Origin of the sequence: Sphingobium indicum BiD32 (genome assembly GCF_000382885.1) — a bacterium.
GTDB lineage: Bacteria > Pseudomonadota > Alphaproteobacteria > Sphingomonadales > Sphingomonadaceae > Sphingobium > Sphingobium japonicum_C.
Genome location: NZ_CAVK010000194.1, coordinates 1 through 2226 on the forward strand (window position 1 = coordinate 1; position 2226 = coordinate 2226).

The 2226-nt window shown below is 66.8% G+C and carries 3 protein-coding genes; 2 read left to right on the forward strand and 1 reads right to left on the reverse strand.

Features of this window, described 5'->3' with window-relative positions; translation table 11 throughout:
• Both EBBID32_RS24645 and xerC read left to right on the forward strand, forming a co-directional pair.
• A partial coding sequence (locus tag EBBID32_RS24645) for a hypothetical protein (protein ID WP_037491732.1) occupies positions 1-770 on the forward strand: 770 nt, incomplete at its 5' end.
• The gene (xerC, locus tag EBBID32_RS18140) at positions 770-1792 is read left to right on the forward strand and encodes a site-specific tyrosine recombinase XerC (RefSeq protein WP_006963214.1); all 1023 of its coding nucleotides are present in this window, start codon (positions 770-772) and stop codon (positions 1790-1792) included. The genes EBBID32_RS24645 and xerC, both read left to right, overlap by 1 nt.
• 135 nt (positions 1793-1927) lie before the next feature.
• On the opposite strand, the gene EBBID32_RS24245 is transcribed toward xerC, so the two are convergent.
• Complete coding sequence (locus tag EBBID32_RS24245) at positions 1928-2086, reverse strand: hypothetical protein (protein WP_006963215.1); 159 nt, start codon at positions 2084-2086, stop codon at positions 1928-1930.
• Between the last annotated feature and the right edge of the window lie 140 nt (positions 2087-2226).

Consider the following 2226-nt stretch of genomic DNA (forward strand, 5'->3'; position numbering starts at 1 on the left):
AGCGGCTCATAAAGCCGATGAAGGTGGTGAACCCGTTCGCCGAGCATCTGACCTTCCTCGACGACAAGACCCGAACCCGGCGCGACCATCGCAAATATCTGGGGCTGATCCGTGCGGTCGCGTTGCTCCACCAGCATCAGCGGCCGATCCGCACGCTGGACCGTCCCGGTCGCGATCCGGTCCCCTATATCGAGGCGACGCTCGACGACATCGCGGCGGCTAACCGGCTCGCTCATGCGGTGCTGGGCACCACGCTCGACGAGCTGCCGCCGCAGACGCGCACGCTGCTGCGCTTGGTGCGCGAGCATATCGCTGCGCGGGCGGCGGCCGAGGGCGTCCATCCCCGTGATCTGCGGTTCACCCGGCGCGAGGTGCGCGAGGCGACATGCTGGGGCGACACCCAGCTCAAACTCCATCTGCACCGTCTGGAGGAGCTGGAATATCTACTGGTCCGGCGCGAGGGCACCCGGTTCGTCTATGAACTGGCCTGGGCCGGTGAAGGCGAGACCGGCACGCCGTTCGTGATGGGGCTGATCGAGGTGGACCGGCTGCGCCACCAATATGACCGCGAACGGTCGGGGGTGGAAGCGGAGCAGTCGCCCCTTGGTCGGGGCACGGTCGGGCCTGTGTCGCCCCCTGGTCGCTCCGCTGAAACGGCCCAAACCCCTGGCATGGTGCGGCTTGCGGCGTCGATCGCCGCACCGCTCCCGGAAAGCACGTCTGCGGTGGCGGTGGGCGAGCGCCGGTCATACGTCCATGCTGCGCGCTGATGTCGCGTCGCGTTCTGCCCCCGCTGCCTGGACGCCATGATCCCGACAGCCTCGCCGCCTATATGGAGCGGTTCCTGTCGTCGCTCGCGGTGCGCAACTACTCGCCCGCCACGATCGTCGATCGCCGTCATGGCCTTGCCACGTTCATCCTGTGGTGCGCCGAGCGCGGGATCGACGCCCCGCGCGACGTGACCAAGCCGATTCTGGAACGCTATCAGCGTCACCTCTATTATCACCGCAAGACCAATGGCGAGCCGCTAACGTTCCGCACCCAGGGCCAGCGCCTGATCCCGATCCGGGCCTGGTTCAAATGGCTGGCGCGCGAAAACCATATCCTCTCCAACCCCGCCTCCGAGCTGGAGCTGCCCCGGCCAGAGAAAAGGTTGCCTGCCCTAGTGCTGACCGCCGACGAGGCCGAGGCAGTGATGGCGGTGCCCGATACGGCCGAGCCGCTGGGCCTGCGCGATCGTGCCATGCTGGAACTGCTCTATGCGACCGCGATCCGCCGCGCCGAACTGATCGGCCTGCGGCTGTTCGACGTGGACTATGCCCGCTCGACGCTGATCGTGCGCCAGGGCAAGGGCAACAAGGATCGGGTGGTGCCGCTGGGTGAGCGAGCGCGGGCGTGGTTGGTCGCCTATCGCGACCGCGTGCGTCCCGGCTTGGTCGCGGGCCGTGATCCCGGCACCCTGTTCCTCAGTCGCGACGGGCGGCCCCTGGAACCCAAGCGCCTGTCGGAGAAGGTGCGCGGCTACGTTGCTGCCGCCGGGATCGGCAAGCCCGGCTCGTGCCATCTGCTGCGCCATACGGCGGCCACGCTCATGCTGGAAGGCGGCGCGGATATCCGGTTCATCCAGGCCCTGCTGGGTCATGAGAGCCTGGAAACCACCCAGATCTATACGCAGGTATCGATCGCCAAGCTTGCCGAGATCCATGCCGCCACGCATCCCGGTACCCGCCTCGCGCACGATCGGGCCATGCTCGACGCCACGCTTGCTGGCGATGGCGAGGAGGAAGGCTGAGAGTGCGATCCGCACCCTCATCAAATGACGGAAAACCGCCGATCCCGCCAAGCGTCCCGGAACAAGGGTGCGGATAGCATCCCGTCAAACCCGCAGAAAACCGTCATGCACCTGTGCGTGAGGTGTGTATCCTGATTACTGGCTCGATGCATAGCATCGCAGCCCTGCCTCGGCCTCCGTTCGGGCAATGCGCCCGCCATCGCCGCGCTGCCATCCTTCCTCTCTCAGCCGCTTGCCCTTGCGCGCCCGCACGCGCATGATGCCGCCTGTTCTTTGAAGGCCGCGTGCGGCCATGAATAACCGCCTCAAGGGCAAATCCGGCGCTCTGCTGGCATCGGACCCTGCGCGTGCGCGTAACCCGCTGCACCGCATAGGGGAAAACGCACCCCTACGGCCGAACCGCATCAAGCGGACCTGTTGTCGCAAACGATCCG

Bases quoted from the DNA above. Each gene is read 5' to 3' on its own strand.
- xerC (WP_006963214.1), top strand. From the start codon at position 770: ATGTCGCGTCGCGTTCTGCCCCCGCTGCCTGGACGCCATGATCCCGAC.
- EBBID32_RS24245 (WP_006963215.1), bottom strand. From the start codon at position 2,086: ATGGCCGCACGCGGCCTTCAAAGAACAGGCGGCATCATGCGCGTGCGG.